The sequence below is a fragment of the Streptomyces sp. NPDC001514 genome, assembly GCF_053597075.1.
Genome location: NZ_JBSFHO010000022.1, coordinates 116264 through 141248 on the forward strand (window position 1 = coordinate 116264; position 24985 = coordinate 141248).

General features: G+C 70.3%; 22 protein-coding genes. 6 read left to right on the forward strand and 16 right to left on the reverse strand.

What is annotated here, in order from left to right; genetic code table 11:
* Positions 1-8: 8 nt before the first annotated feature.
* The 13 genes from ACWCXB_RS23265 to ACWCXB_RS23325 all read right to left on the reverse strand — a co-directional run bounded on the left by ACWCXB_RS23265 (position 9) and on the right by ACWCXB_RS23325 (position 13603).
* Positions 9-905, reverse strand: coding sequence for a LysR family transcriptional regulator (locus ACWCXB_RS23265; RefSeq protein WP_450725388.1), 897 nt, complete (start codon positions 903-905; stop codon positions 9-11).
* Positions 902-1516 (reverse strand): 3-isopropylmalate dehydratase small subunit, encoded by a 615-nt coding sequence (gene leuD, locus ACWCXB_RS23270; RefSeq protein ID WP_450725389.1) that lies wholly within the window; start codon positions 1514-1516, stop codon positions 902-904. Before leuD ends, ACWCXB_RS23265 begins: the two co-directional genes overlap by 4 nt.
* A 17-nt stretch (positions 1517-1533) precedes the next feature.
* The gene (leuC, locus tag ACWCXB_RS23275; RefSeq protein WP_450725390.1) at positions 1534-2934 is read right to left on the reverse strand and encodes a 3-isopropylmalate dehydratase large subunit; all 1401 of its coding nucleotides are present in this window, start codon (positions 2932-2934) and stop codon (positions 1534-1536) included.
* Between the two features lie 293 nt (positions 2935-3227).
* Entirely contained in the window at positions 3228-4268 is a 1041-nt protein-coding gene (locus ACWCXB_RS23280; protein WP_450725391.1) for a TauD/TfdA family dioxygenase, read from the reverse strand.
* A 4-nt stretch (positions 4269-4272) separates the two neighbouring features.
* A complete protein-coding gene (locus tag ACWCXB_RS23285) occupies positions 4273-5412 on the reverse strand; it encodes an amino acid kinase family protein (protein ID WP_450725392.1) in 1140 nt (379 codons plus the stop codon).
* A complete protein-coding gene (locus ACWCXB_RS23290; RefSeq protein ID WP_450725393.1) occupies positions 5409-6452 on the reverse strand; it encodes an aspartate-semialdehyde dehydrogenase in 1044 nt (347 codons plus the stop codon). The genes ACWCXB_RS23285 and ACWCXB_RS23290 overlap by 4 nt, the downstream gene beginning before the upstream one ends.
* Positions 6449-7447 carry a DMT family transporter gene (locus ACWCXB_RS23295; protein ID WP_450725394.1) on the reverse strand — a complete coding sequence of 333 codons (999 nt, stop codon included), beginning with the start codon at positions 7445-7447 and terminating at the stop codon, positions 6449-6451. Before ACWCXB_RS23295 ends, ACWCXB_RS23290 begins: the two co-directional genes overlap by 4 nt.
* A 39-nt stretch (positions 7448-7486) precedes the next feature.
* The gene (locus ACWCXB_RS23300; RefSeq protein ID WP_450725395.1) at positions 7487-8422 is read right to left on the reverse strand and encodes a transporter substrate-binding domain-containing protein; all 936 of its coding nucleotides are present in this window, start codon (positions 8420-8422) and stop codon (positions 7487-7489) included.
* On the reverse strand, positions 8419-8577 hold the full coding sequence (locus ACWCXB_RS23305) for a hypothetical protein (RefSeq protein WP_450725396.1): 159 nt from the start codon (positions 8575-8577) through the stop codon (positions 8419-8421). The genes ACWCXB_RS23300 and ACWCXB_RS23305 overlap by 4 nt, the downstream gene beginning before the upstream one ends.
* A complete protein-coding gene (locus tag ACWCXB_RS23310) occupies positions 8574-9914 on the reverse strand; it encodes a methylaspartate mutase (protein WP_450725414.1) in 1341 nt (446 codons plus the stop codon). Before ACWCXB_RS23310 ends, ACWCXB_RS23305 begins: the two co-directional genes overlap by 4 nt.
* A 2-nt stretch (positions 9915-9916) precedes the next feature.
* Positions 9917-10381: a cobalamin B12-binding domain-containing protein gene (locus ACWCXB_RS23315; protein ID WP_450725397.1), complete on the reverse strand. Its 465-nt coding sequence runs from the start codon at positions 10379-10381 to the stop codon at positions 9917-9919.
* Positions 10382-10557: 176 nt separating this feature from the next.
* Positions 10558-11457 (reverse strand): LysR family transcriptional regulator, encoded by a 900-nt coding sequence (locus ACWCXB_RS23320; protein ID WP_450725398.1) that lies wholly within the window; start codon positions 11455-11457, stop codon positions 10558-10560.
* 976 nt (positions 11458-12433) lie between these two features.
* Positions 12434-13603 (reverse strand): hypothetical protein, encoded by a 1170-nt coding sequence (locus ACWCXB_RS23325; protein WP_450725399.1) that lies wholly within the window; start codon positions 13601-13603, stop codon positions 12434-12436.
* Between the two features lie 280 nt (positions 13604-13883).
* Here ACWCXB_RS23325 and ACWCXB_RS23330 point away from each other — a divergent pair, with 280 nt between their 5' ends.
* Positions 13884-14582, forward strand: a complete 699-nt coding sequence (locus tag ACWCXB_RS23330; protein WP_450725400.1) for an RNA polymerase sigma factor — start codon at positions 13884-13886, stop codon at positions 14580-14582.
* Positions 14579-15676 (forward strand): CU044_5270 family protein, encoded by a 1098-nt coding sequence (locus tag ACWCXB_RS23335; RefSeq protein WP_450725401.1) that lies wholly within the window; start codon positions 14579-14581, stop codon positions 15674-15676. The genes ACWCXB_RS23330 and ACWCXB_RS23335 overlap by 4 nt, the downstream gene beginning before the upstream one ends.
* Positions 15677-15861: 185 nt before the next feature.
* Here ACWCXB_RS23335 and ACWCXB_RS23340 read toward each other — a convergent pair whose 3' ends face one another.
* On the reverse strand, positions 15862-16314 hold the full coding sequence (locus ACWCXB_RS23340; RefSeq protein WP_450725402.1) for a DUF6223 family protein: 453 nt from the start codon (positions 16312-16314) through the stop codon (positions 15862-15864).
* Positions 16315-16543: 229 nt separating this feature from the next.
* On the opposite strand from ACWCXB_RS23340, the gene ACWCXB_RS23345 reads away from it, so the two are divergent.
* The 3 genes from ACWCXB_RS23345 (at position 16544) to ACWCXB_RS23355 (ending at position 19037) form a co-directional block, all read left to right on the forward strand.
* On the forward strand, positions 16544-17671 hold the full coding sequence (locus ACWCXB_RS23345; protein WP_450725403.1) for a sensor histidine kinase: 1128 nt from the start codon (positions 16544-16546) through the stop codon (positions 17669-17671).
* Positions 17668-18330 carry a response regulator gene (locus ACWCXB_RS23350; RefSeq protein WP_450725404.1) on the forward strand — a complete coding sequence of 221 codons (663 nt, stop codon included), beginning with the start codon at positions 17668-17670 and terminating at the stop codon, positions 18328-18330. Before ACWCXB_RS23345 ends, ACWCXB_RS23350 begins: the two co-directional genes overlap by 4 nt.
* A 248-nt stretch (positions 18331-18578) precedes the next feature.
* The gene (locus tag ACWCXB_RS23355; RefSeq protein ID WP_450725405.1) at positions 18579-19037 is read left to right on the forward strand and encodes an aminoglycoside phosphotransferase family protein; all 459 of its coding nucleotides are present in this window, start codon (positions 18579-18581) and stop codon (positions 19035-19037) included.
* Positions 19038-20085: 1048 nt separating this feature from the next.
* On the opposite strand, the gene ACWCXB_RS23360 is transcribed toward ACWCXB_RS23355, so the two are convergent.
* Positions 20086-22305, reverse strand: coding sequence for an FG-GAP repeat domain-containing protein (locus ACWCXB_RS23360; RefSeq protein WP_450725406.1), 2220 nt, complete (start codon positions 22303-22305; stop codon positions 20086-20088).
* Positions 22306-22963: 658 nt separating this feature from the next.
* The gene (locus ACWCXB_RS23365) at positions 22964-23170 is read right to left on the reverse strand and encodes a hypothetical protein (RefSeq protein WP_450725407.1); all 207 of its coding nucleotides are present in this window, start codon (positions 23168-23170) and stop codon (positions 22964-22966) included.
* A 922-nt stretch (positions 23171-24092) separates the two neighbouring features.
* Between ACWCXB_RS23365 and ACWCXB_RS23370 the strand changes: the two genes are divergently transcribed.
* A complete protein-coding gene (locus ACWCXB_RS23370; RefSeq protein ID WP_450725408.1) occupies positions 24093-24635 on the forward strand; it encodes a tetratricopeptide repeat protein in 543 nt (180 codons plus the stop codon).
* The last annotated feature ends 350 nt before the right edge of the window (positions 24636-24985 follow it).

The following is a 24985-nucleotide window of genomic DNA, read 5'->3' on the forward strand; positions in this document are numbered from 1 at the left end:
AGGTCTCGTCACACAGCAACGGGAAGCCTCTTCAGGTCACTCCGCCGGGCGAGTGACTGCGCCACGTCGACGAAGGCCGTGACGGCGGGGGAGTCCTGGGAGCCCAGGCGGGTGCCGATCGCCAGATGACGCGTGATCGCCGGGGACAGCGGCACGACGCGTACGTCGGGCAGCGCGACCGGCAGCGCGAGCCGCGGCAGGACCGTGCCGCCGAGGCCGGCGGCGACCATCGCGAGGAGGGCGTTGATGTCCCGCACCTGGTGGCTGACCGAGGGTTCCAGGCCCGCCGTGCGAAAGGCGGCGCGCACCACCCCCTCGACGCCGCCGACCGGCATCAGGAAGGGCACCGCGGCCAGCTGGTCGACGCGGAGTTCCGGCGAGGAGGCCAGTTCGTGGTCGAGCGGCAGGACGGCGAACATCTCGTCCTGCAGCAGCGGCACCGTTTCGAGTCCCCGCTTGGGCAGCATCACGATGCCGATGTCGATGCCACGGCCGCGCAGCCACTGGGCGATCTGGGCATCACTGCCCTCGCGCAGCACGATCTCCAACAGCGGGTAGCGCTTGTGCAGCTCGGACATCAGCACAGGCAGCAGCCGCGCCGCGAAGCTCTGGCTGGTGCCGATACGCAAGGTGCCCTCGGGCCCCGCGCACTCCCCGCGCACCGCCTGCCGGACGCGCTCGGCCTGCAGCACCACGCCGCGCGCGTGCTCCAGGGCGCGGCGCCCCGCGTCGGTCAGCTCGACGCCGGAGCGGTCGCGCACCATCAGCGTCACCCCGAGCTCCGTCTCCAGACCCGCAATGGCGTGGCTGACCGCGGACTGGCTGATGCCCAGGGAGCGGGCGGCGTTGGTGAAGCTGCCGGTGTCCGCGATGGCGACGAAGGCGACGCACTGGGAGAGCTTCATCGGGCGACCGGTACGGCGGTGCGTGTCACCGGCAGTGCGGGCCGCCGCGTGGCCTCGTACGCCGCGATCTGCCGCTCGAACCGCAGCGTGTCGGCGATGACGTCCAGGCCGCCGAGAAGCCGGCGCCGCACACCCTCGTCGATCGTGAAGGGCTGTACGAGGTCGGCGCACCGCACCTCCTGACGCTCCAGGTCGACGGTGACCCCGACAGCCGGGTCGGCCTCCGTCAGCTCCCACAGGCGCTCCACCGCCGCCACCGGGGCGACGACCGTGAGCAGGCCGTTCATCAGGGAATTGCCGCGGAAGATATCGCCGTAGCGGGGCGCGATGACCACGCGGAAGCCGTAGTCCTGCAGCGCCCACACGGCGTACTCACGCGAGGAGCCGGTGCCGAAGTCGTTCCCGGCGATCAGGACGCTGGCGCCCTTGCGCTCGGGCCGGTCGAGGACGAAGCCGGGCTCGGCGCGCCAGTCGGCGAAGAGCGAGTCCGCATGGCCGGTGCGGCTCGTGCTGGCGCAGAAGCGGACCGGGATGATCTGGTCGGTGTCGACGTCGGTGCGCCGCAGCGGGACGGCGGTCCCGGTGTGCACGGTGAAGGTGAACGTGTCCATGGTGGTCGGGCTCCGTCTCACAGATCGGCGGGCGAGGAGAGGCGTCCGGTGACCGCCGTGGCGGCGGCGACGGCGGGCGAGACGATGTGGGTGCGAGACCCCTTGCCCTGGCGCCCCTCGAAGTTGCGGTTGTTGGTGGAGGCGGCGCGCTGGCCCGGCAGGAGGCGGTCCTCGTTGAGCGCGGCACACATCGAACACCCGGCGCCGACCCGGAAGTCGGCTCCCGCGTCGGCGAAGACGCGGTCGAGCCCTTCCGCGACGGCCTGCAGCCGCACCCGCGCGGAGCCGGGCACGATCATCATGTGCAGACCGTCGGCGACCTTCCGGCCGCGCAGCACGTCGGCGGCGGCCCGCAGGTCCTCGATGCGGCTGTTGGTGCAGGACCCGAGGAACACGGTGTCGACGGACACGTCCCGCAGGGCGGTGCCGGGCTTCAGGTCCATGTATTCCAGGGCGCGTTCGACCGCGGCGCGCTCCTCGGGCGCCGCGAAGTCGGCGGGCGCCGGGACCCGGCCGTCGAGCGGGACGCTCTGCGCGGGGTTGGTGCCCCAGGAGACGTAGGGGCTCAACTCCTTTGCGTTGATGGTGACTTCCCTGTCGAAGCGGGCGTCGGGATCGCTGACGAGGCTCCGCCAGTACGCGACCTCGGCGTCCCGATCCGCACCTTCCGGCATGCCCGGGCACTGGGCGAGATAGGCGAAGGTCGTCTCGTCGGGGGCGACCATGCCGGCCCGCGACCCGGCCTCCACGGACATGTTGCACAGGGTCATGCGTGCCTCCATCGACAGCGCACGGACCCCCTCGCCGCGGTATTCGATGATGTGTCCCTGCCCGCCGGCGGTGCCGATCCGGGCGATCAGCGCGAGCACGAGGTCCTTGGCGCTGACGCCCTTCGGCAGGGTCCCCTCGACGTTCACGGCCATGGTCTTCATCGGCCGCAAGGGAAGGGTCTGGGTGGCGAGCACATGCTCGACCTGGCTGGCCCCGATGCCGAACGCGAGGGCGCCGAACGCGCCGAGGGTCGTGGTGTGCGAGTCGCAGCACACCACGGTCATTCCGGGTCGTACGAGGCCGAGTTCGGGAGCGATGACGTGCACGATGCCCTGGTCCGGGTCGCCGAACCGGTGCAGCGGGATTCCGAATTCAGCGCAGTTGGCCCGCATCAGCTCGGCCTGCCTGCGGCCCTCGCGGTCCTTGATGACGCGGTCGAGGGCGAGGGTCGGGGTGTTGTGGTCCTCGGTGCCGATGGTCAGGTCGGGCCTGCGGACGGTGCGCCCCGCCGCGCGCAGCCGGTCGAAGGCCTGCGGGGTGTTCACCTCGTGGAGCAGCTGCAGATCCACGTACAGCAGATCGTCGCCGCCGCTGTCGCGCCGCACGACATGGGCGTCCCATGCCTTCTGCGCCAGTGTCGTACCCATGGTCTCCCTCGAATCGCTCCCGTAGCACTGCGATGACGATCATCCGGCGTACGAGGGGCGCCGGCACCGGGTGATTCGTGGCCGCGAGGGGAATGACCGGTCGAGGCCAGAGCGGGGTGCGACGCGCCGGGGTGCGACGCGAAGCCCCGCGCCGCACCGAGGGTCACTCGGTGGGGCGCGGGGCTCGGGGGCGTACGTGTGCCGCTGGATCCGTCAGCGGCACACGCGACCGGGGCCGGACACGAGGGCCGGCGGCACCACAGGTGGCTGAGGTGCCGGAGGTGCCGGAGGCGTCAGAAGTGGACCCGCCGGTTCTCCTCCGTCACGCGGTACCGCACGTTCCACAGGCTCCGCCGGACATAGGTGCGCTGGAGCCAGCGGTCGCGCCCGTCATAGCGCGCGGTGAACGTGGAGCGGGCGTGCACGCCCTTGCGGTTGTTGATCAGCAGGGCCTGTCCCGGCCGGAGGAGCACGCTGTGTGCGACCTCGCCGCAGACCTTCTGGAGGGTGTCCAGGGCCTCGCGCGCCCCGCTGGTGAGCGGGCGCACGCCATTGGCGGAGATGGCGATCTCGGGGTAGTCGGTGTGCCCGCTGATCATCGGAACCGGCTCGGACAGGACCTCCTGGCCGCCCGCGACGTCACGGATGTAGCTGCCCGGCGCGTTGAGCCGGAACAGCGGGCTGCGCAGGGTCTCCAGGGCCTCCGGGGCGAGCGCGGCCGAGATGTCGCGGGCGTCGGCGTAGTGGGTGCCGGCGACGCCCTCGTGGTCGGCGCGCAGGCAGCTGAGCACCAGGAAGTCGGGGTTGGCGACGTCATAGCGGCCGATCACGTCGTGCATGATGTCGCTGTGGAAGTTGAGGAAGACCTCCGAGCCCTGGTTCGTCTGGGTCTTGGAGCCTCCCGCCACGGGGATGACGTCGTGCACCAGCTGCCCGGCCTTCTCGGTGAGTACGCCCATGGGCTCGCCGAGGAGGCCGCTCAGTCCGAGCAGTACGCCCTCGGCCACGAACGACGTCTTGGCGGTGCTCGGCCCGCCGTCCGACGGGGTGTCCGGCAGGACGGCGTCCACCGGCAGGTTGCTGACGAGGCTGACGCCCGGCGTGTCGATGTGGCGGCCGAAGTCCAGGATCTGCTGGAGCAGGTCGGTCGGCAGCGCCGCGAAGACCTGGAGCAGCCGGGTCATCGAGCGGTCGATGTCGGTGTTCGGGTCGGGCAGACGTGAAAGCTCTTCACCGAGCGCATCGCGTACCTCGTCGGGCAGGGCGATCTCGCTGAAGGTCTGCGGGGTGACAGGTGCGGTGGCCGGGACGCCGTGGTCGGTGGTCGCGGTCATGCGTTCATACTCCTTGCATCTCTAGCAGTGGCGCGTTCGGGTCCGCGTCCGCGCCGGGACGGTTCACGTAGTCGTGCAGGCGCTGCGTCAGGTGCAGCGCGTCCTCCTCGTCGACGGCGAGCTGGGTCGCCACCTGGCTGCCGCGCACGGCGGTCACCGGGACACCCGCGTACTCGCCGGGCGTGATGCCGTTGCGCCGCTGGAACTCCGGCAGGTCCACGAAGCCTCCGGTGACCGCCACGAGGGGGCCGGAGGTCAGGCGCACGACATCGATGTTGGCGCCGTGGAAGACGGTGTACGCCTGGTCGGCGAGCTCGTCCGTCTCGTACCGCAGGGCCGCCGAGCGCTGGTTGAGCACCACCGCGGCCACCGACGAACCGGCCGTTCCGATCACCGATCCGGCCGGGAACGGCGCCCTGTTGTAGCGGCACACGATCTCGATCCTGTTGCGCTGGGCGAGCCGGACCGCCCTTCGGTGCAGCACCTTCGCGCCGTACAGGGACATCAGCGCGGCGGTGTTGTACGACACCTCGGGGAGCAGGCGCGCCCCCGCGATCAGATGTGGATCCGAGCTGTAGATGCCGTCGACGTCCGAGTGGATCTCGCAGCGCGAGGCGCCCACGGCGGCCGCGACGGCCACCGCCGACAGGTCCGAGCTGTTCTTGCCGAGCCAGGTCGGGCGGCCCTGCTTGTCCGCCGCCTGACCGCCGGGGACGACCACGACGTCGTGGTCGCGTGCCGCGGTGCGCAGCGGCTCCGGGTCGGTGTGCTCCAAGCGCGCCCACATGAACGCCGAGTCCGTGGTCAGGCCCAGCTGGTGCCCGGCGAGCACGGTTGCGCTGCGGCCCGCCCGGTGCAGGGCGGTGACGAGCAGCTGCGCGCCCACCGTGTCGGCGAGGGTCAGCAGGCCCGCGACGGTCTCGTCCTCCGGGTGCGGGTTGACCTGGCTCAGGCGCTCCCGGAACTGCTCGGTCTCGCCCGGCTGGCCGCTCACCACGACCACCAGGCGGGTGTCCTCCTCCTCGATCCGCCGCGAGAGCGCCTCGGCCAGCTGCCCGTACGCGGCCAGCGTCCGGAAGCTGGAGCCCCCGAACTTCAGGACCGCGGGCGGCCGGTGAAGCGCTGCCGGCGGCGAGGCCGTCACAGCGTCTCCCGGGCTATGAGCTCCTCGGCGATCTGGATCGCGTTGAGCGCGGCGCCGATGGTGAGGTTGTCGGCGACCAGCCAGAGCCAGAAGGCGCGCGGATTGTTCGGGTTCACGCGGACCCGGCCGACGTGCACCCGGTTGGGGTCGTCGATCGTGGCGGGGGTCGGGAACTCGCGCGGCGACTCCCGGTCGTGCACCGTCACCTCGGGCAGCGAGGCGAGCACCTCGACGAGCTCGGCACGGTCGACGACGCCCTGGGTCTCGATCCACACGGCCTCCGAGTGACCGGTGACCACGGGCACACGGACGCAGGTGGTGGTGACGTCCAGGTGCGGGATGCCGAGGATCTTGCGGGACTCCTGGAGCATCTTCTGCTCTTCGAGCGTGAAGCCGGTGTCCAGGAACCGGTCGATCTTCGGAATCACGTTGAAGGCGAGCGAGGGCGTGAACTCCTTGCTCGGATACGTCTCTTCGGGATGGTCGAGGGCCGCCCGCGTGGCGTCCCTCAGCTCGTCGACGCCGGGGTGGCCGAGCCCCGAGGCCGCCTGGTAGGTGCTGACGACGGCCTGCCGTACGCCCCACCGCTGCTCGACGCCCTTCAGGAGCCGGACCAGCGGAATGGTCGAGCAGTTCGGGTTGGCGATCACGCCGGACTTCGGGCGCTGGTCCAGCTCGTGCGCATTGACCTGCGGAACGACCAGCGGTGTGTCCGGGTCCATGCGGTACGCGATGGTGTTGTCGATGACGACGGCGCCGGCCGCGGTGGCCTTTGGCACCCACGTCTGGCTGGCCTCCGTGCCCGCCGAGAAGAACGCCAGGTCGACGGTGCCGAAGTCGAACTCGTCCACGGCGTGCACCGGGTAGGACACGCCGTCGACGGTGAGCTCGGTCCCTGCCGAGCGGGCCGAGGCGACCAGCTTGATGTCGCGGTAGCGCAGTCCGCGCTGCTCGATCAGGTCGATGAGGGTGTTGCCGACGGCGCCGGTGGCGCCGACGATGGCGATACGGGGGGCGGTGGGGTCGGTCACGAGGGTCATCGGGTGCCTCCGGCCTTGATCTCGATCTTGGACTCGACTGCCCCGGTCCTCCCGGTCCCACCGGCGGCCGAGGTCTCGGCGGTGGCCTTGGCGGCCCGCCCGGTGAAGGACCAGCCCAGGTTGACCCCCAGGCTCGCGGCCACGATCAGCGGAATGCCGAGCGCCTGCAGCAGGGTCACGCTGTGTCCGTACACGGCCCAGTCCATGAGCATCGCGACGGCCGGGTACACGAAGGCGAGCACCGCGATCTTCGGGGTGGGCAGCTTCTGGTACGAGGAGTACATGAGGACGTACATCACGCAGGTGTGAATCACACCGAGGCCGACCAGCCAGCCCCAGTCCGCGCCGAGGCTCGTCGTCTCGCTCAGCGAGGTGAACGGCAGCAGCAGGAAGACGCCGAGCACCAGCTGCACCAGGGCCACCAGATGCGGCTTGACTCCCGTGACACGCTTGGTGATCACGGTCGACACGGCGTAGAAGACGGCGGCGAGCAGCGCGTAGCCGAGTCCCGTGAGGTACTCGCTGTTCCCGCCGCCCGTCACGTCGGACGCGGAGACCCCGGCGACCAGGATCAGACCGACGAAGGCGACGCCGAGCCAGCCGAACTTGGTCGCGGTGAGCTTGTCGCGGAACAGCAGGGCGCCGAGCAGCACCACGTAGAACGGCTGCGTGTGGTACACGACCGTGGCCACGGAGATGGACGTGCCCTCGTACGACTCGAAGAGGAACGCCCAGTTGAAGACGATGAACGCGCCGCCGAGGGCGGCCAGGCCCAGCTTCTTCGCGGTGAAGCCGTGGTTCTTGAAGAGGCCGCGCACCAGGCAGTAGAGGCCGAGTGTGACGGCGCCGAACAGACAGCGGAAGAAGACCACGTTGAAGGGCGAAGCGCCGGACTCGATGACGAAGACGCCGAGAGTGCCGGAGAGCACCATCGCGAGGGTCAGCTCGATCGCTCCCCTCCTCTCCTGGCCCGGTCCTCGTGTGTCGGTACTCATGGTGAATGTGCCTTTCTGCAGGGGAGGTGTGGGAAGGGATCAGTGGAGCGGCACGGCGTAGTGGAGGCCGCCGCGGGTCCACAGCTCGTTGAGGCCGCGGGGGACGGCGAGGCCGGTGGCGGGGCCGAGGTTGCGCTCGTAGACATCGGCGTAGGTGCCGACGGCGTCGAGCACGCGGTCGGCCCAGCCGTGGTCGAGGCCGATGGCGGGCCCGTGCGCGCCGGCCGCCTCGGCGGCCTGGGCGAGCGCCTTCTCCCGGTCGCCGGCCTCGTCGGCCTGGTGCTCGGCGGACACGAGCAGCTGCAGCACCCACCGGCACAGCCGGAACCACGCCGGGTCGCCGTCGCGCACGGCAGCGGCCATCGGCTCGCGCGAGATGGCGGTGTCGAGGATCCGGTGGGCCGCGGGGTCCGCGAGGGCGGCCCGTTCCCCGGCGAGGGCGACCCGGTCGAGGACGTAGGCCACGCACTCGCCGGCGGCGTACGCGGCGAGGGTCTCGCCCGGCGTCGGATACGCGACGGGCTCGACGGCGAGGCCCCGGCTCCCGTACCAGGAAGCGAGGTTGCCGGCGCTGGTCGTGCCCGCCTGCACGGCGACGCGCAGCCCGTCGAGCTGCTCGGGACGGGCGATCCCGCTGTCCGCGCGGACGAGGAAGCCCTCGCCGTCGTAGCAGGTGACCCCCGCGAACAGCACGGGAAGCGTGGCTTCGCGGCCGAGGGTCCAGCTGAGATTGCAGACGGTCAGCTCGGCGTCGCCGGAGGCGAGGCGGGTCAGCCGCTCGGCGGGGTCGGAGGGAAGCCATTCGACGGCTTCGCCGTCCCCGAGGGCGGCGGCGGCCACGGCCCGGGCGACGTCGGTGTCGAGCCCGGTCCACCGGCCGTCGTCGGCCCGCAGCGACAGCCCACGGATCCCGCGGCTGACGACGGCGCGCAGGGCGCCGCGGTCGCGTACGGCATCGAGGGTGGGGTGGTTCACGGGGTGCTCCTCGCGTAGTGGCGGACCGTCTGGGCCAGGGTGTTGAGGGTGCGAAGCCGCAGCAGGCGGACGCGTCGTACGGTCAGGGCGGGCAGGCTGCCCCGAGGGTGTCCGGGGCGCCATCGGAACGCCGTGGCCATGGCGCGCGCCGTCACGACAGGCTCCTCGGGCGGGACGGGGCGTACTGCAGGCTCCTGAGGTGACCGCGGGTCAACTGCTCCCGGTCGAACCGCCGCTCGTTGAATCCGAGCATCGTGAGCAGCCCTTGCGCGCTGACCGGACGGCGCGAGGCGCCCCGGTCCACGCTCAGCGGCATCCGCCCCGGCTCCGCCCAGCGCAGCATGCCGCGCGGGTCGACGTACGCCCGCGACTTGTTGGCGTTGTCCTGGTGCAGGCAGTACGGCACGTCCAGGTGGCCGCGCGAGAAGGCGCGGATCAGCGCCTCGCCGACCGTCGGCGCAAGCTCCAGGGTGCTGTCGACCAGGAGCCGTGCCTCCTCGTAGATCCCCGAGTCGGTCGGCCCGACGTCCGGCACGCGGCCCGCCTCGTCGTGCGCGATGGAAGCCGCGAACTCCAGGGCGTCCACGTTCTCGGCGATCGTCGGAATGCGGTGCGCCTCGGCCGGGGTCTTCACGATCAGCCGCTCGCTGCCGCTGCGCACCGCGAGCCGCACGCTCTCCTCGAGGATGCGGAAGGACCCGACGGGCGTGCGCGGGAACACCCCCATGAAGGTGTAGAGCACGACATGCCAGTCGGCCTGCGGAAGGCGCTCACCGGCGAGCCGGCGCAGCGCTGCGACCGCCTCCAGGTCCTGCCCCGGGTGGGTCTGCTGGGCGTAGCTCAGAGAGATGTCGCTCAGTCCGTGCTCGCGGAAGAACAGCGCCTCGAGCACGCTCAGCGCCACCAGCAGGCTCGGCGGGCACAGCTGCCCGAGCATGCAGCCGCCGAAGCTCTCCAGATGCATCGGCTCGGGCTGCGCCGCGATCAGCTCGCAGCACTCGGCCCAGGCCTTGACCGCCTCGCTGATCGGCGCCCTGCTGTAGGGCAGGCAGTACGAGATGGGGCCGCCCTCGGTGGCGTCGACACCGGCGGCGACCATCGCCTCGAAGAGCGGGTAGGGCAGGGCGGAGCCGTGCCGCACCTGCACGGGAAAGTCCGGTCCGGAGACCGAGTCCAGCAACTCTCGTGTGATGTCGGGTCCGTGGGCCACCAGCGGGAAGCCGTTCAGCTCGGCGCCCGTGCGCAGCGCGGCCCGTGCCGAGTCGTGGTCGTTGACACGGGTGTAGCTGTCGAGAGTGATCGTTCCGATCGCGGTGGCGTTGGCGTTCCGCACCCCGAGCAGCCCCTCCCGCATCGTGGCGAGGTCGGCGAAGCCCATCCGGGGCTGCACCACGAGCCGCCCGCCCGCGTGGGACTGCTGCACGAAGCGCGAGAACCGCCCCCGCGGCGCGACTTCGGCCACGGCGCCTTCCGGTATTCGTCGGGCCGGCATGTTCACGCTGCCGCCTCCGCAGTTTCGAGTGCGGGCCATGCCGCACTGTCCAGAGTTCCCAGGAATTGCTGGAAACTGTCGAGCCCGCCGTCCGCCTCGAATACCGCGTCGAACCCGCTGAGCGCCAATTCCTCGGCGAACACGATATTTTCGGCACCGCGCACGCCGAGCTTTCCGCCTATGACGACACGCAGGTCCGCCAGGTCCGGCTCGCTGCGGATCCTGCGGATGAGCCGCAGGCCGTCGAGGTGCCCGTGCCCGTTGACAGTGCTGATGACCAGGGCGTCGGGCCGCGAGCGGCGGCACTCTTCGATGATGAGCTCGTCGGGCACGCAGGCTCCCAGATTGGTGACTTGGGCGCCGCGCTCTTCGAGCAGCAGCTGAAGAAAGACGAGATTCCACATATGGGCATCGGAAGACACGCTCGATACGACAAAGCGTTTTGCCGGGAGCATGACCTGGGACATGAGGACTCTCCTTGTCGTGTAACTGTGACTCCAAAAGTCTCCGTGCCGACGTGTGGAGGAGTCCAGGAGCATCGTTCGGCATTCCCGATGGCCGTTATCGGCTTTCCCGATCGATGAGGTCAATTTCTTCATACGCGGGATTCACCCTGCTCATGAGTTGCAGAGAATCCCATGGCTCAGGACTCCTCGTACTCGTGGCTCAGGAACTCGATGACCTGCTCCACGAACACCTGGCGCTCCCGCGAGAGTTGGGTGCCCTTGCGCCAGGCGAGCTGCGTGTAGAGCTCGAACGGCGGCTCCCACGCGAGCGGGACGAGGGAGCCCGCGGCCAGCTCGTCGGTGACCGTCATGCGTGGCAGCAGGCTGATCCCGAGGCCCGCGCCGACGCCGCGCTTGATCGCCTCGATGTTGCCGAACTCCAGGAACGGCACCGGTTCGCCCGAGCCGTCGTTCAGCTCCGCCTCCAGCAACTCCCGGTAGGCGCAGCCCGCTTCGGGCGCGAGCACGGACTCCTGGCGCAGTTCGTCGGTGGGCACCTTGGAGTCGTCGGCGAGCCGGTGGCCGGGCGGGGCGACGACCACGAGCCGTTCGATGCCGAGCACTTCGCTGTGCACACCGGAGTGCTGTGTCTCGGCCTCCATCAGGAAGCCTGCGTCGAACACGCCCTGCCGCAGCGAGTGCAGCGTCTCCGCGCACAGGCTGGGCCGCAGGGCGAGCTGGAGGCGCGGGTAGCGGTGGTGGAAGTACTCCAGGACCGGCGGCATCCGGTAGGAGGTGATGCTCTCCATGGTCCCGATCGTCAGCAGTCCCTCCGGCTGCCCGTCCGGCGAGGCCGCCCCGCGCGCCTCGTCCGCGAGGGACAGCAGCTGCCCGGCGTACGGCAGCAGCCGGCTGCCGGCCGGAGTGAGCTTGACCTTCCCGCCGACCCGCTCGAACAGCTCGGTGCCGAGGGAGACTTCCAGGCTTTTGACCTGGGCGGTCACGCTGGACTGCGCATAGTTGAGCTCGGTCGCGGCCCGGGTGAAGCTCCCTAGCACGGCTACACGGTGGAAGGTTCGAAGTTGCCGAATGTCCATTGGTCTCTCCCGGTGGGGTTCGGTGGGGGTGATCCTCAGTGGTCGAGACACCGAGCCTGCCGAGCGTCTTCGGCGCGGGGTAGCGGATCGGGGTGGCACAGAGTGCCCACGACAGGTATGTGCCGGGGGCCGGCCCGCCGGGCACGGACGTCACCACGCGCGGCGGCGGCGCTGCGGGCGGCACCAGGGGAGGGCTGCGCCGCGCGCGGGCATGCTGGGCCCGGGCCCGGGCCCGGGCCCGGGCGCGGGGAAGGGAGCCGAGTCGTGCGCGTGAGCGCCTTGCGGACGCCGTGGTGGTGGAGGCGGTGTCCTTCGACCGGCCGGGCTGGTGCCCGGACTGCCGGAAGCAGGCCGGACGGGTTCACGGCTTGTACCAGCGGACCCTGGACGAGCGGCAGTTGGCGACCAGCGGGTCGTGGTCCGGGGGCTGACGGGGTGCTGCGGCCGGTCGCGGTCGAACTGGGCGGCCGTCCGGCCGCGCGGCTGTGCCGGAGGCTACGGTCGGCCGCAGGCCGGACCCGGCTGCTCGGACTGCTGCAGGCACCGGCGGTCCCGGATCGTGAACCGAGTGAAAACGCTCGAACGGGCCACGTCCGGTCGGGCCTCGTTCGAGCTTCTCCGAACCCGGATCCTCACGCAGCCTTGAGTCCCGAGTTCAGGGGGAAGCATCCGGCGGCACCACCGCATGTACGAAGCCGACCGGAGGCACATAGCCGTGGGCTTCGACCTAGCGGGCGATCAGCTCAGGAGCGGCCTAGGCGACGCCGTTGCCCATGACGCGTATCTCCGCGCTGCCCCGTGGACAATCGGCGTAGTACGCCATGGTGATTGTCCACCAGCAGCCCAGCGTGCTCGCGGGCGATGGACGTACACGCACCGCGCAGCAGGATCACGGATCTGGGCCAGAGTCTTGAAAACGTCCTGCAGCGTTCTCAGCCAAGGGCGATCCGCTTGTGTGTTCGCCGAGCGGGGCCCGTCAGTTCCACCGGAGCAGGGACGTACGGTGCTTGTCGGAGCCGTCGATGGGCTCGTCCACGTCGGCGATCTTCACCGGCTGGGCGCCGGGGGTGAATTGCCCGCGGAACAGAGCCCACTGCCCGCCTTCTCCCCGGGAGAGGAAGGCGAATCCCTTGCCGTCGGGGGAGGGCACCGGGGGCAGGTTGACCCGGTCGTTCTCCGGGATCAGGTCCTCGGTCTTCACGACCTTCCGGTAGTCGGCGGTAAAGGTGATCTGCTTGAACTCGCAGATCAGGGTGGTGGCGTCACGCCAGAACGACGGGTCACAGTTGAGCGGTGCGTCGTCCAGGCCCGCCGTCCCGATGTCGCTGAGGAAGGACACCGCGCCGATGCGGCCTTCATCCTTGACCCGGTTGACCCGTGCCAGATGGCCGCCCTCGCCCATCGTGCCGACGGCCACGACCCCGCCGGAGGAAGTGGCGGGCCCGTTGATGCCGCTCGTCGCCAGGACGGTGGTCGCCGTGGGGCCGTCCTGGTTGAGGAGGTCCGGGATCTTGTCGAAGGGAACGTGCTCCTCCGTCGCCACGCCGCCCTTCGGGTCGCGCGAGGCGACGGGGTCGTTCGACTCGAAGTCGTTGGGCCGCTCGTCGTACCAGAGCCGGCCCGTGACCGGATGGAAGGCGGCCCCGGTGTTCTTCGGGCGCTTGGCGAAGGCGTCCGGGTCGGGCGGGGCGACCTCCTTGCCGGTGGTCAGGTCATAGGCGGCGGCCCGGTCCGTGGCGCCGGCGCTGGAGATGCCCGCGACCATGGTGAGGTCCTTGTTGAAGGCCAGCCCGACCCCACGTCCGGGCCCGTCCTCCTCGCACCCGGCCGTCGGCTCCGCGCCGCTCGGCAGGACGGCGCTACGTTCGGCGACCAGGGCGCCGTCCTTGGCGGAGAAGGAGCGGAGCGTGAGTCCGTGGACCAGTCCGTCGCCGCTCCCCTCGGGTATCGGGTGGCAGAAGGCCACCGTCAGGGAGCCGGATTGGGCCAGTGGCGCCTTCTTGGCGTCGCCTCCCGACGCGGCCTTGCCGCCACCAGTTCCGGCGGCCCCGGAGGTCCCTGCGGCCGGGTCCGCGCCGCCACCGCAGGCCGTCAGCAGCATTGCGGCGCCGGCCACAAGTCCGGCCTTGACGATTCGTCGTGTCACAGCGGCTCCCCCGTGCATGCCACAGCAGGCCGGGCCGGCCCGGGCTCGGCACTGAACACGGAGCGCACCCACCGCTGTTGGTGGTGTGTCTTCAAACGGCGATCATTAAAACAGATCTGTCAGGAGCCGTTCGGAGCGGAGTAGAGGCCGACGCAACTCGTCGGGTGGACAGGTGGCCGGAGTGGACGCCGCGGGGGGAAGGGGCATCAAGGCCGATTGTGACGCAGGTCACGGGAAGCCGGTGTGGGGTGCCGGACAGCTCATTGAGGTGAGCACTCATATGCGTACCCGGGTACGGGCCGGGGAACCGAGCGCGTTCGCTGAACTCTTCGACAGCTACGCCCGCGCGGTCTACAACCATGCCTTCCGGCTGACCGCCGACTGGTCGACGGCCGAGGACGTGATGGCCGCGACCTTCATGGAGGCATGGCGGCTTCGCGACAAGGTCGACCCCGAGGGCGGCTCCCTGCGGCCCTGGCTGCTGGGCATCGCCACCAACACGGCGCGTAACCAGTACCGGAGCAACCGACGGTACCGGGCGGCGGCCAACGCCGCCGCAGCGGCGGAGCTGTCCGTGCCCGACCACGCCGACGAGGTGGCCGACCGGGTCGACGACCGGCGGCGACTCGCGACGGCCCTCACCGCGCTGGCCGCGCTGCGCAGACCGGAGCGCGAGGTAATCGCGCTCTGCCTGGGGGAGGGCCTCGACTATGAGGCCGCGGCAGAAGCGCTCGGGATTCCGGTCGGAACGGTGGCCTCCCGGCTTTCCAGGGCCCGCAAGAAGCTGCGTGCGCTGGCCGAGGCCGAATTGGCGCGCCCCTTTGCCGCAACAGTCCGCCCGGCAACCGAACTGTCTCGCTCCGCAACCGAAGTGGCGGGCAAGAAAGTACGCATGAAACGGGAAGGCGGCCACCTCGGCCGACAGATAAGAGGCGATCACACAAACGCGATCCGGCCCGCGCAGGAAGGAAACCGATGAACGCGAACACGTCCCGGCAGAACCCGGCCGAGTGGGATGAGAGCGCACAGCTCCTGTCCCGGACGGCGCGTGACCTGCCGACGGGCCGCCACCAGTTCCACAAGGAGCGTCTGATGGCCCGGATTCACGACATGCAGCGGGAAGAGCGCACGGCGACGGCAGCCCCCGCGAAGGCACGGCGGTTCCGGCTGCCGCGTCCGGCGATCGTGCTGCCCGCGATGGCGGCGGCCGTGGCGGGAGCGGTCGTCGCCGGGATTGCGATGTCCGGCGGCGGCGGAGTCAGGGACGGCGGCGTCGCCACCGGACCGGCCCTGACCACACAGATCGGCGCCGCGACAACCAAGGGCGTGCCCCAGCTGCTCGACCAGATCTCGCTGGCGGCCGCCGACGGGTCCCAATCGGCCGTCAAGCCCGGCCAGTACATCTACATCGAGTCCAGGACGGCCGACACCTTCGTGAAGACCGTCGACGGCAAGTCCACCCTGGCCAGTCACGATCTGCACCGCCGCCAGATGTGGAAGTCCCCGGACGGCACCAAGGGCTGGCTGATCGACCCCGCAGTCAACGACAGCCCCGAGGGCGAGACCCTGAGCCTCCCCGATGAGCAGGGCAACACCCCGGAGGCGTACCTGAACGGTCCGTCGTACGACTACCTGGCCAAGCTGACCACCGACCCCGACGCCCTGCTGGCCAAGATCTACAAGGAGACCGAGGGCCACGGCAACTCCCCCGACCAGGAGGCGTTCACCACCATCGGGGACCTGCTCGTCGAGAGCTACCCGCCTGCGGAGCTCTACTCGGCTCTGTTCAAGGCTGCCGCGAAGATCCCCGGTGTCGTCGTCGTACAGGACGCGGTGGACGCGGTGGGCAGGCAAGGGGTGGCGGTGGCCCGGCTCGACGAGACCAGCGGTCAGCGCGAGGAGTGGATCTTCGACAGGAAGACCCATGTCTTCCTCGGCGCGCGCAACGTCCAGGTGCGGAAGAACAGCGGAACGGACGCCCTGATCAAGCCCGGCACGGTGACCTACACCAGCGCCATCATGAACCGGGCCGTCGTCGGCAGCATCAAGCAGACGCCGTCGCAAGCCGGCTGACGCAGGCCCTGCTCCGCGCCCGGGCGGGGCGGGGCGGGGCCCCTTTCAGGGTCCGCAGCGCCTTGCCGCCCTGGAGGCGTACGGCCCTTGCGCCCGCCGGAACACGCCCAGGAGGGGCAGGAACCACAACACGGGCACTACCCGGCACCATGGCCGGGTCAGCCGGGTCAGCCGGGTCAGCCGGGTCAGCCGGTCAGCACCGTGCGGCGGAAGCGGGCCAGAGCCAGCCCACCGAGGACCATGGCGATCAGCCCCACCACCAGGGCCACGATGGCCCCGCCCAGCCCGTTGCCGGTGCCGATACCACCGTCGGAGGTGGCCACAACCAGCCCACCGATGACCATGCCGATCAGCCCTGCCGCCAGGGCGACGATGGCTCCGAGTCGCCCGGAGTCGGTGCCGAAACGACCGGCGGGGCGGGCCAGAGCCAGCCCACCGATGACCACGCCGATCAGCCCCAGCACGGCGGCCACGCTGGCGCCGAGTCGCCCGGCGCTCATGGTGTAAACACTGGCGGCGGCCGGCTGGACCGAGACGTGCGCGACCGCCGGTGCGGCAAGCAGGAACACCCCGAGCAGGGCGGCTCCGGCCACGGCAAGCACACGTCGGACTGACGTCAGGGCTCCTGATGAGCTCATGTCCCTCTCCTCTTTCGTGCGTCTCGTTTCCGAGGTTCGGATGTCGCCTGATCATGTCGCCGGGCGCACCGCCGGTCGTCCTGCAGACGGATGCACTTGGCGCTGCCGCCGATGGCGCACCCGGCTGCCGCGGATGCCGCAGGCGCCGCGGAGGTACTGCGTGCGCGGTAGGCAGCCGCTCGTCCACGAGCCGGATTCGCCCGCGGCAGCATCTGGCTAAGGTGCGCGCATGAGTACAGGACGGTCCGGTGTCCGGGCCGGTGTCGGAGACTGGGCGATCGCCGTCGGCGTGGCGGCGACGCTGCTGGTCACCGGGCTGTCCGGGCAGCACTCCGCCACGAACCTCGACCTGCTCGGATACGTGCTGCTGACGGCCGGCGGCCTGGCGCCGGCCGCGCGCCGCCGGGCTCCGGTTCCCGTCCTGGCCGTCACCGGGCTGTGTGCGGTGGGTTACCAGGCGGCCGGTTTCGACGTGCCTGCCGTCGCGTACCTGTTCGCGGTGTACGCAGCCGTACGGGCGGGACACCGCATCATCACGGTGGCGGTGAGCGTGGCCATGCTGGCCGCTCTCCCTCTCGCGGCCCTGGCCTCGGGCCTGCACGACACGGGCGAGGCGTTCGCGCAGGCCCGAGGCGCCCTCGAGCTGGCCTGGCTGATCGCGGCCGGCGCCGCGGGTGAAGCGCTGCGGCAGGCCGAGCGGCGGGCGGACGAAGCCGAGCGCACCCGGGAGGAGACCGCGCGGCGCCGCGCCGACGAGGAGCGGCTGCGCATCGCGCGGGAGCTGCACGATTCGCTCACCCACCAGATCTCGATCATCAAGGTGCAGGCCGAAGTCGCCGTCCACGTGGCCCGCAGACGCGGCGAACAGGTGCCGGAGGCCCTGCTGGCGATCCAGCAGGCCGGCCGTGAGGCGACCCGGGAACTGCGCGCGACCCTGGAGGCGCTGCGCGACGACGACACGACCCCGCCGCATGGGCTCGACCACGTCCCGGAACTGGTGGAACGGGCCCGGGCCATCGGCCTGGACGCGACGCTGACAATCGCGGGACAACGACACGACGTGCCGACCGCGGTGGACCGGACCGTCTACCGCATCGTTCAGGAATCGCTCACCAACATCGCCCGCCATGCCGCCGCCGGCACGGCATCGGTCCGGATCGACTACCGCCCGGACGCCCTCGCCATACGCATCGATGACGACGGCAAGGCCACACCGGACACCGCCCCGGTGCCCGGCGTCGGGCTGCTCGGGATGCGCGAACGAGTCACCGCCCTCGGCGGTCGCCTACGCGCGGAACCCCGCGGCGAGGGAGGCTTCACCGTCCAAGCCGAACTCCCCGTGGACCGAACTTCATGATCCGCGTCCTGCTGGTCGACGACCAGCCGCTGATCCGCAGCGGATTCCGCGCACTCCTCGACCTCGAAGACGACGTCGAGGTGGTCGCCGAGGCGGCCGACGGGGAGGAGGGCCTGGCTCTGGCCAAGGAACACGTGCCCGACATTGCGCTCATCGACATCCAGATGCCGGTCGTCGACGGCATCGAGGCGACCCGGCGCATCGCCGCGGACCCGGCCCTGACCGGGGTGCACGTCGTCATCCTGACCAACTACGGCTTCGACGAATACGTCTTCGACGCGCTGCGCGCCGGCGCAGCCGGATTCCTCGTCAAAGACATCGTGCCGGAAGACTTCCTCCACGCCATACGCGTCGCCGCGCGCGGTGACGCCCTGCTCGCACCGTCGATCACCCGCAAGCTGATCAACCGGTACGTCACCCAGCCGCTCCGCACAGGCGCCGACACGGGGCTGGAAGAACTGACCAACCGCGAACGCGAGGCCGTCGCCCTGGTCGCGCAAGGCCTGTCCAACGACCAGATCGCCGACCGCATGGTGATCAGCCCACTGACCGCAAAGACCCACATCAACCGGGCCATGGCCAAGCTCCACGCCCGCGACCGTGCTCAACTCGTGGTCCTCGCCTACGAATCCGGCCTGGTAGTCCCACGCAACCGCTGACAGCGACGGCCCACAGTTCGTGTCGCTGCCGTTCGACAGTGGAGTCCCGCTGGAGGAGATCTCACGCGTGGTCGGTCGCTCAGGGACGGCCGTGACCGAGGAGGTGGGTACCGCGGCATTGATGCCGGCTCTGTGACCTCACCTTGGAAACAAAGGCGCGCGAGCAGGCAACGTTCGCCCTGTTGGCAGGCGACGGGTCGCCAAGACGGAGTGCCCGGCATGGACTTGAGCGGCTGACCGGACCGACGATGCTGGAGGCGTTGACCCAGCGCCCGTGGCGGGTGCGTGACCTCGGTCGAATGCTGGGCGGCCTCCACGATCGACTCCATGGGCTGCCGGCACCGGCATGGCTGCCCAAGCGGTTCGGCAAAGCAGGTGATGACCGGGTGCTGCACTTGGACTTGCATCCGGGCAACGTCATTCTGACCGGGCGCGGCCCCGTGGTGATCGACTGGAGCAATGCGGGCGCTGGTGATCCCGCTGCCGATGTGGCGATGACCATGGTGACCGTCGGCAGCGCCGATGTCCCCGGGCTCGCCGCACGTCTGGGACGGGGCCTGCTTCTGCGAGCTATCCAGGGCGGCTGCGGCACTGATCCCACCCCGCGGGTTCAGGAGGCGGTCAACGCCAAGCTGGCCGACCCGAATCTCACAACCACAGAGGCAGCGTGGTTGCGGAACCGTGCTGCTGTCTCTGCCGGTACCTGAAACCGACGCGGACACGGGCAGTGGACGAGGTCGCCGTGTCCGGCGCTGACGCGATGACTTGCCCACGGAGGACCTGGCGCGGGCCGGGTGCATCGGCCAGGCTGCTGGTCCGTGGTTGAGGGTGTGTGGGTTCGCGAGATCGATGACTATGAGGGCCGACGGCTGCTGCGGATCATCCGCCGGGGCACCGGCGCGGTGGTGACCTGTCCGCCCAGGGCATGCCCGTGGCCCCACCCCGGAAGGCAGTGGGCCGAACGCGGCGGCCGGCACAAGGACCCCGACCGCGAGCCCCCGAGTATCGAGGGCGACGCGGTGGCCTGATCAATTTCGTTTGGCCCCCAGAGCACGACAGAGGTCCATTCGCGATCACGCGAATGGGCCTCTGACCTGTGTCGGGGTGGCGGGATTTGAACCCACGACCTCTTCGTCCCGAAGCAACTTGGGCGGGCGCTCGACCTGGGGCTGGTGTACCTCTGACCTGCTGTGATGGTCCGCAGGTGTGCGCGGTTGTCCGCCGCTGTTCGTCGGCGTTGTCACGCAGTTAGACACGCAGGTACAGCCCGACTACCAAGCGGGGTGCTCTGCGCGAACCGGTGCACGTCCCGGGCCAAGGCGGTTGGCTTGGGGGCGCACGCTTTCCAAGTCTGTTGGCGCTGGTCAGAGACCTGTCCGGGGCCGTTCAGCTGTGTTCATCTGGAACCAGAGGGCCGTCGACACTACGCGTCCGGCCATAACTGAACGGTGCCGAACGTCGGTGAATGAGACGGAAACTGAGACGGCCCAACGGCCCTGCGTCAGTGGTGACACCTCGTCATCTGGACGCGACGTTGACCCAGCAGAAAGAGGGCTGTCAGTCGTCGTAGAAGAACAGCTCAAGATCCTCGACAGAAAGCCGGACGGCCCCCGCCCAGCAACAGGGAGACGGGACTGACGACGGCGGGGCCCGGCTCCTCCGCCCCGGCGCCTGCGGTCACCGCGAGGGTGACCGCGACGGCGCTGGCGAGCCGGGGGTGGTGCCGGTTGGTGTGGTGCACGGTGGTGCTGCTTCTTATGCGATGTTGTTGAACTTGGAGCCCTCCCCCGCGTACAGCGACGTCGACTGACGGCTCAAGGGGGCGGTGGTGGAGCCCGTCGAGCGGTAGACGTATGTGCCGCCCGCCCCGTACGCGATCAGGTCCGGGCGCCCGTCGTTGTCGACGTCACCGGCGCCGACGAGCTGGGTGAAGGCTCCCCAGCCGCCGCCGATCCGCACGCGGGTGGAGAAGCTGCGGCGGCCGTTGCCCTGGTACAGCCAGAGGACGCCGTCCTTGTCGCGGGCGACCAGGTCGCCGGCGGCCGTACCGGCGATGTTCCCGACGGCGGTGAGCTGGTTGTAGATGCCCCAGCCGCCGCCGACTCGCACGCGGGTGGCGAAGGGGGCGGTGGCGGAGCCCGTGCCCTTGTAGAACCACAGCACGCCAGCGGTGTCCGTGGCGAGGAGGTCGGTGCGGCCGTCGCCGTCGAGGTCCGAGCCGCCGGTGAGCTTGTTGTAGATCTGCCAGCCGGCGCCGACGCGGGCGCGGGGCGTGAAGGTGCCGTCGCCCTTGCCGAGGTAGTGCCAGAGCACGCCGGAGCCGTCGAGGGCGACCAGGTCGCCGGCCTGGTTGCCCGCGAGGTTGCCGACGGCCTCGATCTGCTTGTACGTCTGCCAGCCCGCGCCGACCCGGGTGCGCTGGGCGGGCTTGACCTGCCCGTTCACCGGCCGGTCCCGCAGGTCGTCGCGCCACAGCACGCCGGACGCGTCCCGGGCAAGGACGTCGGTGGAGCCGTTGTCGGTGTAGTCGTGCGGGTTGCTCGTCCGGGCGACCGTCATGAGGGAATTCTGGTAGCCGGGCTCACCGATGCCGTCGAGCGGCGTCGCGTCGACCATCACCCCGTACTTGCCGTTCGGCGCGTCCACCCCGCCGATGGTGCCGTCCCAGGTGTAGCTGAAGAGGGAGCCGGAGGCCGGGGCGTTCACGCTCGTCCGGAACTCCTTGCCCGTGGCGAGGTGCGTGAGCGTGACGTCCAGGCGGGCGTTGGGACGGGACAGCGTCCAGCCCAGCGTCACCTTGCCGCCGGTCTGGTCGAGGTACGCCACCTCCGGGATGTGGACCTGCTCGATCTCCACACCGACCGGCTGGCCCGCTTCCGCCACCTTGGTGACCGTCGGGGTGCCGTCCTCCGCGGCCTCGATCCGGAACAGCCCGTCGCCGTCGGCGGCCCGCGTGCCCCTCACCATCACGCTGCCGTCGCCTGCGGCCGCCGAGCCGGACGCGCTGTCGGCGAGTTCGCGGGTCTCGCCGCTGGTCAGGGAGACGGCCCGGACGGGCGTCTCGGGGTCGCCGTACACCAGCCAGCCGCCCACGAGCTCGTAGTACCACTCGCCGTCGCGGGCGCCCAGGACAGTCCGCTTCTCCTCGCGCGTCTTGCGGTCGACGGACGTGACGAACAGTCCGGTGCCGGACTTCCAGTCGAGCCAGGCCACGTGCGAACCGGAGAACAGCAGGCCGCTGAACCCATACCCCGACTCGATGGAGGAGTACGTCTCGGACACCGTCCCTTCCGCCACGTCGATCAGGGCCCGGCCGCCGGTCCGCGCCTCCGCCGGACCCGTCTCGTACCCGACGAGGACGACGCCGTCCTGAACCTTCGAGCCGATGAAGTCGGTGGCGTCCGCGGGCAGCCCCGAGACCTTGCGGCTGGTCGTCGTGGCGCCGTCCTTGCTCACGACGTGCAGCTCCGCCGTGCCGTCGTCCTTCGACACCTGCGCGAGCACGCTCGTCGGGCTCAGCACGGCCACGTAGTTCGCACCGAGCGCGCCGAGGTCGATGTCGACGCCCGGGGCGGACGGGTCGGCCATGTTCCGCAGGGTGAGGGAACGCATCTGGGAGACCCAGTTGTCGTCGCCGAGGACGACCACGTCGCTGCCCGACGTGGCCCACCCGCCGTCGGCGGGGTAGTCGAGCAGGGTAGGGGCCCCGCCCCCGTACGGCCTCCAGTGCAGCTCTCGGGTCCCGTCGTGGGTGAAGGAGTAGGTGAGGAAACCGGTGGCGCCCGCGCCCCCGAGCTGGGCGTCCCCCGGGAAGACGGGAAGGGAGGCGGGCTGATAGTCCGAGGCTGCCGAGCCCGCGTCGGAGCCCGCGGCGGCGGCGAAGGCGGCCGGGGCGGTGGCCAGCGTGCCGGCGCCGAGGGCCGTGACGACGAGGACGGCCGTGGCGAGGCGAGTGCTGGTGGAGCGGAACTGCAAGGTGAACCCCCACTAGAAGATCGGACACGGAAGTGCCGTGCCCGATCAGACCCGTGATCGGATCGCTTAGTTGTACGGGAACTTCGGTGAACCGCAAGGACACGATGGTTCGCGCCGGGCGCCGGGCAGTCTCCGAGCGGGCCGTGCTGGGCTAGCAGCACTCGAACTTGGAGCGCCGGCCTGAGGTGGCCGACGGGATCGACGCCCGCGTCCGCGCCGAGCGGGAGAAGGGCACGCGAAGCCTGATCCGGTCTAGACAGCAAAGAAGCCCCGGGTCGACGGCCTGGGGCTTTCGCGTGGAGCGGGTGACGGGAGTCGAACCCGCGCTCTGAGCTTGGGAATCACGGGCGATTCCGCTGCAGCAGTCCGCACGACGCTGCGCCACGTGGGGCCGGAAGACGACCTGGACTGAGAAGGCCCCGCCAGAGACCGGTACCGTGCCGCCCCATGGTGCGACCTTCTGATCCGTAGCTCTAGCCGGGTCGGGCAGCAATGGCCACTCCGGCCGCTACGAGGCACCGGAGAGACGGTAGCGGCCGGGAACGGTTGCTGAGGTTGCGGTACGGAGCTGCTGTACTGCCTGATTCACCGCCGGGCTGATCGGGCACGAAGAGGCACGGATCGGCCGTTCCCTACCGACACGCCGACGGTCTCGGAGCTAGGGGCGGTAGTGGTCGCGAGTCGGTGAAGAGTTATGCACTGCGGTGGAGCTGTAGGTAACTCGGTCGTTGTGCGCCTGTACCCGGCTCGCTTGCTCGATGAGGAGTCCGTCGACGTTCTCCGTGCGGTTGCGCCGCAACAGCTTGACGATCAAGGCAAACGCCGTCACACCCATGAGTCCGAACATGACGCCAAGCTCGATCACGGATCCCCCTCTGTGGCTGCTCGGTTCATTCAGCGTGGGGTGACCATGACATGCTCTTCGGGCTCGCGGTACCCAGGGCTGAAAAGCTTGAGGAGCTTCTGAGCTCGGCCGGAGCGCCATGCGGGGCCAGTGCACTGCGTGAGCCTGTTTACCAGGCCACGCGGTCTGCGTAGCGACTTTGGCCGGCCCAGGGGCCCAGAACGACCGTCTGCATACTGCCCCTTCTTGTTGGGGCTTGGGATTGGAGCCTCATCCTTATCAGGTCGGTCCGAGACCCCTGTTACGCCAAGGGATGCAGCGGGTGCCTGCGGATCGCCGCAGTGAAGTGATCGCCGGAGAACGCTCCGATTCGCCACCGTTGGTGTCAGCCACTGATGTCACCAGACAGTCCGGCTGGAGTCGCCTCCGGTCCGCGACCGCGCCGGCATCACGGGAGCCACGCCGCCTCTGGATCGCTGAAGAGCAGGTCAGGTGAAGCAAGGAGCACCGTGCGGAGTGCTGCGTCCACCCAGGCGGGGTCGCCCGCTACGCCCGCCATGGCACGCCTGTGGCACACATCGACCCCCTCCGGCGAACTACCCGCATGGCGGTTTGCTGAGGACTGCCGCACTGTTCAACACTGGTCACAGGGGCGACGCCGGTGGCCAGCGGCCAAGGTGGTGTACTCCGCTGCTGGAAGGCAGCTCAGCCGCGGGCACGGGCTCCGCTCTGCAGCACCGAACCGCCGGTCACTACGTGCACACGGGGGACGGAGTGCGGCCACTGGCCGGCCAGGACTGGGAACGGTGAAGTCATGGCGCGGAGACGTTGGCGTCGCTGGGGCGTGGATGCCGTCCAAGGAGGGGTGGTGGGGACGAGCATCGCAGTTGGGTCCGGCGGATGGGCCTCGTGGCCCTGGGGCGCTGTCGGGGCCGGAGGTGCGGTGATCGTCGGTGAGCTGGTGGCGGCGAGGAGGGTGCGGGCGGCCAGGAAAGCCGTTGCCCACCACCGTGGCCTGGCCGAGACCGACCCCGACCGCTACCGCCCGGAGCTCGCCGACTCCCTGAACACCCTCGGTCTTGTGCTAGCGGACCTGGATGGCTGGGCCAAGGCGCTATCACCTGTCCAGGAAGCCGTTGGCCTCTACCGTGGCCTGGCCGAGACCGACCCCGACCGCTACCGCCCGGAGCTCGCCGACTCCCTGGACACCCTTGGCCTTGCGCTGGCGGAGCTCGATCGCCCGGCCGAGGCGCTGCCGCTCGCCCAGGAAGCCGTTGACCTCTTCCGTGGGTTGCAAAGGGCCGACGCCCACCGCTACCTTCCCGGCTTCGCGGACTCCCTGGGCACCCTCGGTCTTGTGTGGGAGGGGTTGGACCGCCCGGCCGAGGCGCAGGCAGCGAGGAGGAAAGCAGCAGCCTTCAGACCTACGCATATTGCGGAGGCTCGCCGGAAAGCCCAGGCAGATAGGGACGCTGCGTCAGGGTGATGGAGGTGGTCACGGGCCCTCTTGCCGCCGATGCTGCTTGGTCCGCAACGTCCACGAACAACGGGCGAGGCTTCGGCGGATAGCAGTCGGGACGGCGACGCGGGCGCAACGGGCGGTGTAGCGGCTTTGGGCGGGAGCCACCATGGGGCGAGAGATCATGGCCCCTTACGCTGGCCGCGAATCGGGCTGGCTCCTCGCCTGCCCGCAATAGCCCGATCGGGGCCGTGATCTTCGAGGCTCGCCCCATGGTGGCTGCCTAATCCCTTGCTAAGGGCGTTCCGAGAGAGCGGTTGTTCCTCGGGATGTTCGAGTGCCGGATCGTGACATCTAGTGGCTGCCGGGCGGGCAAC